The organism is Actinomycetospora sp. (genome assembly GCF_055612215.1).
Map to the genome: position 1 here is coordinate 1 of NZ_JBVPVA010000152.1, position 6,038 is coordinate 6,038.

Consider the following 6,038-nt stretch of genomic DNA (forward strand, 5'->3'; position numbering starts at 1 on the left):
GGGTCGTGGTGCTTGACCGAGATCTTGATGTCGTGGAAGTCGTGCTCGCTGAACAGCGAGGCCTCCCACAGCGCCGACTCGACGAGCGCCTCGGGGGTGGCCTTGCCGTACTTGGCCATGATCGAGGGCTCGAGCGACCCGGCGTTGACCCCGATGCGGATCGGAACGCCCGCGTCCTTGGCGGCCTTCGCGATCTCGCCGACCTTGTCGTCGAACTTCTTGATGTTCCCCGGGTTCACCCGGACCGCGGCGCAGCCGGCGTCGATCGCGGCGAACACGTACTTCGGCTGGAAGTGGATGTCGGCGATCACCGGGATGTTCGACTTCTTCGCGATCGCCGGGAGCGCCTCGGCGTCGTCGGCGCTCGGGACCGCGACGCGCACGATGTCGCAGCCCGCGGCCGTGAGCTCGGCGATCTGCTGCAGGGTGGCGTTGACGTCGGACGTGAGCGTGGTCGTCATCGACTGCACCGACACCGGGTGGTCGCTGCCCACCCCGACGCCCCCGACGTCGAGCTGACGGGTCTTGCGCCGCGGCGCGAGCACCGCGGGCGCCTCCGGCATGCCGAGGTCGATGGTCATGGCCCCAGTCTGCTACAGCCCGACCCGCCACGCCGCCGTCGCGCACGTGAGCCCCGGCATGTGCACGGATCGCGGTCGCCGGGAGGACGACACCCGTTCACCGGGCCGTGCCTACAGGTTCAGCTTGATGGGGTTGACGATGTCCGCGACGATCACGAGCCCGCCGTAGAGCATGATCAGGATCGCGAACCCGTAGGCGATCGGCATGAGCTTGGCCATGTCCACCGGCCCGGGGTCCGGACGCCCGCGCAGCCGGGCGAGCCGCTTCTTCGCCGCCTCCCAGAGCGCGGGCAGGATGTGCCCGCCGTCCAGGGGCAGGATCGGCAGCAGGTTGAGCAGGAACAGCGAGATGTTCACCGCGGCGAGCAGCTGCAGCATCGTCGCCAGCTCGGTCGTCACGGGCTGGTCGGAGGCGAGCACCTCCCCGCCGAGGACCGACACCCCGACGACGCTGACCGGCCCGGTCGCGTCGCGCTGCTCGCCGAGGAACACCGCCCCGAACAGCGCCGGGACCTTGTGCGGCAGCGCGGCCACGCTGGTGAGGACGTTCGAGAACATCTGCCCCGTGTAGTCGGCGACCTGGGCCGGTGTCTGGCGCATCACGGGCTGGATCGGCGTGAGCCCGAGGAACGAGCCGGTGACGTAGCGCGGTTCGCCGGACTGCGCCGAGTCGAGGTCGAGCAGCTGGGTCTGGATGAGCTGCGGGTAGAGGGTCATCGTCGCGACGCCGCCGCCGGGCTGTGCCCGCTCGATGACGACGGGGACGGTGCCGTGGGCGTCGCGGATCGCGAGCTGCAGGTCCTGCCAGGAGTCGAAGGTGCGCCCCTCGAAGCTGACGATCCGGTCGCCGGCGCGGAACCCGGCCCGGGCGGCCGGGGTGAGCGGCGCGCCGGGCGGGCAGCGGTTCGCCGCGGTGGCCTGGGAGGCGGGCACGACGCACTCGCTGACCGCGCTCACCACGGGCTGCGAGGTCGGGATCCCGAAGCCCATGAGAACGATGACGAAGAGCACCCCCGCGAGGACCAGGTTCATGAACGGCCCGGCGAACATCACGACGATGCGCTGCCAGGGCTTGCGGGTCCAGAACTGCCGGTCCTGGTCGCCGGCCTGGATGTCGCGCGCCGAGTCCGCCCGGACGTCGTCGATGAGTCCCTGGAACGGCCCGGAGCGGCGGCTGCGCCCGATGCGCTCGCCCGGGGCCGGCGGCACCATCCCGATCATGCGGATGTAGCCGCCCAGCGGGACCAGGCGGACCCCGAACCGGGTCTCGCCGCGCTGGCGGGAGAACAGCACCGGGCCGAAGCCGACCATGAACTCCGGGACGCGGACGCCGAACCAGCGGGCGGTCGTGAAGTGGCCGAGCTCGTGCCAGGCGATGGAGAACAGCAGACCGAGCGCGAACAGCACGATCCCGACGACGAGCATCACGAGGCGCCACGGTATCTGGCGCCACGGTGACCTCGGCGTGGGGCGGGCCCTCAGGCGCGGGCGGCCGCCAGGACCTCCCCGGCCCGGGCGCGCGCCCAGCCCTCGGCCGCGAGCACGTCGTCGACGTCCACCGGGTCGCGCGACCAGCCCTCCGCCCCCGCGAGCACCTCGGCCACGGTGTCGACGATGCCCAGCCACGTGCCCCGCCCGGCGAGGAACCCGTGCACGGCCTCCTCGTTCGCGGCGTTGAACACCGCGGGCAGGCAGCCGCCGGCCGCGCCCGCCGCCCGGGCCAGGTCCACGGCCGGGAAGGCGACGGCGTCGAGCGGCTCGAAGGTCCACGCCGACGCCGCCGCGAACGTCTCCCGCGGGGACGCGCCCACCAGCCGCTCCGGCCAGCCCAGCGCCAGCGCGATCGGCAGGTGCATGTCCGGCGGGCTCGCCTGCGCGATCGTCGCGCCGTCGGTGAAGGTGACCATCGAGTGGACCATCGACTGCGGGTGCACCACGACGTCGATGCGGTCGTAGGGCACCCCGAACAGCAGGTGCGCCTCGATGAGCTCGAGGCCCTTGTTGACCAGCGTCGACGAGTTCAGCGTGACGACCGGGCCCATCGCCCACGTGGGGTGCGCGAGCGCGTCGTCGAGCGCGACCTCCGCGAGCTGCGCCCGGCTCCGCCCGCGGAAGGGCCCCCCGGACGCGGTGAGCACGATCCGGTCGACCGCCCCGGCGGTCCCCGAGCGCAGGCACTGCGCGATCGCGGAGTGCTCGGAGTCCACCGGCACGATCTGGCCGGGGGTCGCCGCCCGCGTGACGAGCGGCCCGCCCGCGACCAGCGACTCCTTGTTCGCCAGCGCGAGGGTCGCCCCGGTGCGCAGCGCGGCGAGGGTCGGGGCCAGCCCGCGCGAGCCGTCCACCGCGTTGAGCACGACGGTGCCCGGAGCGCCGGTCGCGGCGAGCTGGGTCATGGCGTCGGGTCCCGCGACGACGGCGGCGCGGGCTCCGGCGGCCCGCAGCGCGTGCTCGACGGCGGGCGCGGTCGCGGTGTCGGCCACCGCCACCGTCGGGACCCCGAACTCCGCGGCCTGGGCGGCCAGCAGCTCCGGGCGCCCGCCGCCCGCGCCGAGCCCGGTCACGACGAAGCGGTCCGGGTGGGACCGCACGACGTCGAGCGCCTGGGTCCCGATCGACCCGGTGGAGCCGAGCAGGACCACCGGGCGGCGGTCGGGGGTCGCGGTCGCGTCGGCGGTGGTCATCGCCGCCATCCTGGACCACGGATCGCCCCGTGCGCCGGGGGCCGATAGGTTGGTTCCGGAAGCGGCGGAGCACGACGCACGAGGAGGACCCGTGGCGAGCAGCTCGACCCCTGCCCGTCGGGCGCACGGCGAGGTGGCGGAGGGCGACACGCACCGCGCCGTCGTCGTCAACGGCGTGTCGTCCGACGACGAGCCCTCGGTCGAGTGGGGCTGGCACGGGCACTACCCGAAGGTCGCGCGCTTCGCGGGCTTCGTCGTCGCGGCCATCCTGCTGATCATGATCCACGGCAACCACGTCGGGAAGGAGGAGGACATCTGGCTCGTCGCGCTCGCGGCCGGCTTCTTCTTCCTCTCCCTCGGGGCGATCATCCGCGCCAGGACCTCCTGGCGCCGCTGACGCACGGCGGGACGGACCGCGCGTCCGGAGCGCGCGGCGCCCGTCCGGCTGCTTCGATGCGGGCGTGACCGTGTCGCGCGAGGCCTCCACCCCCCGACCGGGCTCCGCGGGTCCGGCGGGATCGTCCGGCCGCCGGCGTGCGCTGCGGCGGTGGCTGCTCGACGGCCTCGTCGACCGGTCCAACCGGTACACCGGGCCCGGCGTCCGGGGGCCCGACCCCACCGCGGGCAAGCCGTGGTGGCGGGTCATGTGCCTGACGGGCGTCGACTACTTCTCGACCCTGGGCTACCAGCCGGCGGTCGCGGTCGCGGCGGCCGGGCTGGTGTCGCCGATCGCGACGATCGTGCTGGTCGCGCTGACCCTGCTCGGCGCGCTGCCGGTCTACCGCCGCGTGGCCCGCGAGTCCCCGCACGGCGAGGGCTCGGTCTCGATGCTCGAGCGGCTGCTGTCCTACTGGTGGTCCAAGCTCCTCGTGCTGGTGCTGCTCGGGTTCGCGGCGACCGACTTCATCATCACCATCACGCTCTCCTCCGCCGACGCCTCGGCCCACGTCGTCGAGAACCCCCTGGTCGGGTCCGCGCTGCAGGGCTGGGAGGTGCCGCTGACCATCGCGCTGATCCTGCTCCTCGGCGGGGTGTTCCTCGCCGGGTTCCACGAGGCCATCGGGATCGCGGTGGTGATCGTCGGGATCTTCCTGGCGATGAACCTGCTCGTCGTCGGCGGGGCGCTCGTCCGGATCCTCTCGGCGCCCCAGCTGGTCGTCGACTGGAGCACCGCGCTGACCCAGCAGAACGGGAACCCGCTGATCATCGTGGGCATCGCCCTGATCGTGTTCCCCAAGCTCGCGCTCGGCCTGTCCGGCTTCGAGACCGGCGTGACGGTGATGCCCCTGATCAAGGGCCGCGAGGGGGACACCGAGGACTCCCCCGAGGGACGGATCGCCGGCGCCCGCAAGCTCCTCACGACGGCCGCGCTGATCATGAGCGGGTTCCTCGTGACCTCGAGCTTCGCCTGCACCGTGCTCATCCCGCTCCCGGCCTTCGCCCCGGACGGGCCCGCCAACGGGCGCGCCCTGGCCTACCTCGCCCACGAGCAGTTCGGCGACGTCATCGGCACCGCCTACGACCTCTCCACGATCGTCATCCTCTGGTTCGCGGGTGCCTCGGCCATGGCCGGCCTGCTCAACCTCGTGCCCCGCTACCTGCCGCGGTTCGGCATGGCCCCGGACTGGGCCCGGGCGGTCCGACCGATGGTCATCGTCTTCACCGCCGTCGGCATCCTCATCACGATCATCTTCGACGCGAGCGTCGACGCCCAGTCCGGCGCGTACGCGACCGGGGTGCTGGTGCTGATCACCTCGGCGTCGGTGTCGGTGACGCTGTCGGCCCGCAAGCACGGCCAGCGGGCGGCGTTCCTGGGGTTCGCCGTCGTCAGCGTGGTGTTCGTGTTCACCACGGTGACCAACATGATCGAGCGCCCGGAGGGCCTCAAGATCGGCCTGATCTTCGTCCTCGCGATCCTGGTGTTCTCGTTCGCCTCGCGCGCCGCGCGGTCCTTCGAGCTGCGCATCACCGCGGTGCACCTCGACGAGCAGGCCGACGAGATCATCCGCGAGGCGCACACCGAGGACCCGGAGTCGACGATCCGGCTCATCGCCAACGAGCCCGACCGCCGGGACCACGCCGAGTACCACGACAAGGAGCTCGAGGAGCGCTACGACCACCACATCCCGTCCGGTGACGCGCTGATCTTCGTCGAGATCACCGTCGGCGACCCCTCCGACTTCGAGGAGGAGCTCCACGTGCACGGCGAGCACCGGCACGGCTACCGGATCCTGCGGGCGCGGGCGGCGAGCGTGCCCAACGCGATCGCGGCGCTGCTGCTGGAGTTGCGCGACCGGACCGGGCGGGTGCCCCACGTCTACTTCGAGTGGACCGAGGGCAACCCGGCGATCAACCTCGTGCGCTACCTGCTGTTCGGGGTCGGCGAGGTCGCCCCCGTGGCCCGCGAGGTGCTGCGCGAGGCGGAGCCGGACCCGTCGCGGCGCCCGGCCGTCCACGTCGGGTAGCGCGACCGGTCCCGGGGGCGCGGGGTCAGCGCACCAGGATCGCGCGGCCGCTACGCACCGCGCGGCCGACGGACAGCGGCACCCAGCGGGCCAGGGCGCGCACGAGCTGGGTGTAGCCCGGTGTCGGGCCCTGGTAGAACGCGATGCCGCGCGGGCCGTCCACCATCCGGCCGTCGCGCACGTCGTAGCGGGCCCCGTGCCACGGGCAGACCAGGCAGCCCTCGGCGTCCACGTGACCGTCGGAGAGGTCCCGCAGCTGGTGCCGGCATCGCCTGCCGACCGCGAACGCGTCCCCCTCGCTCACCCCG

General features: G+C 73.2%; 6 protein-coding genes. 2 read left to right on the forward strand and 4 right to left on the reverse strand.

The window, feature by feature from the left end:
- From AC0CYZ_RS04305 to dxr, 3 genes are all read right to left on the reverse strand, one after another.
- On the reverse strand, positions 1–581 hold a 581-nt coding region (locus AC0CYZ_RS04305; RefSeq protein WP_472212685.1), incomplete at its 3' end, for a flavodoxin-dependent (E)-4-hydroxy-3-methylbut-2-enyl-diphosphate synthase.
- A 111-nt stretch (positions 582–692) separates the two neighbouring features.
- On the reverse strand, positions 693–2,006 hold the full coding sequence (locus AC0CYZ_RS04310; protein ID WP_472212696.1) for a M50 family metallopeptidase: 1,314 nt from the start codon (positions 2,004–2,006) through the stop codon (positions 693–695).
- A gap of 53 nt (positions 2,007–2,059) precedes the next feature.
- The gene (gene dxr / locus AC0CYZ_RS04315) at positions 2,060–3,274 is read right to left on the reverse strand and encodes a 1-deoxy-D-xylulose-5-phosphate reductoisomerase (protein ID WP_472212687.1); all 1,215 of its coding nucleotides are present in this window, start codon (positions 3,272–3,274) and stop codon (positions 2,060–2,062) included.
- Between the two features lie 82 nt (positions 3,275–3,356).
- On the opposite strand from dxr, the gene AC0CYZ_RS04320 reads away from it, so the two are divergent.
- Together AC0CYZ_RS04320 and AC0CYZ_RS04325 are read left to right on the forward strand one after the other, a co-directional pair.
- Complete coding sequence (locus AC0CYZ_RS04320) at positions 3,357–3,662, forward strand: DUF2631 domain-containing protein (protein ID WP_472212690.1); 306 nt, start codon at positions 3,357–3,359, stop codon at positions 3,660–3,662.
- A 64-nt stretch (positions 3,663–3,726) separates the two neighbouring features.
- Positions 3,727–5,730, forward strand: coding sequence for an APC family permease (locus tag AC0CYZ_RS04325; RefSeq protein WP_472212692.1), 2,004 nt, complete (start codon positions 3,727–3,729; stop codon positions 5,728–5,730).
- Between the two features lie 25 nt (positions 5,731–5,755).
- On the opposite strand, the gene AC0CYZ_RS04330 is transcribed toward AC0CYZ_RS04325, so the two are convergent.
- Positions 5,756–6,038, reverse strand: a 283-nt coding sequence (locus AC0CYZ_RS04330) for a Rieske (2Fe-2S) protein (RefSeq protein WP_472212694.1), incomplete at its 5' end; no start/stop codon positions are given.

What these genes read in the sequence shown, in the direction of transcription:
- AC0CYZ_RS04310 (WP_472212696.1), bottom strand. Translation starts at nt 2,006, where the DNA reads ATGCTCGTCGTCGGGATCGTGCTGTTCGCGCTCGGTCTGCTGTTCTCC.
- dxr (WP_472212687.1), bottom strand. Translation starts at nt 3,274, where the DNA reads ATGGCGGCGATGACCACCGCCGACGCGACCGCGACCCCCGACCGCCGC.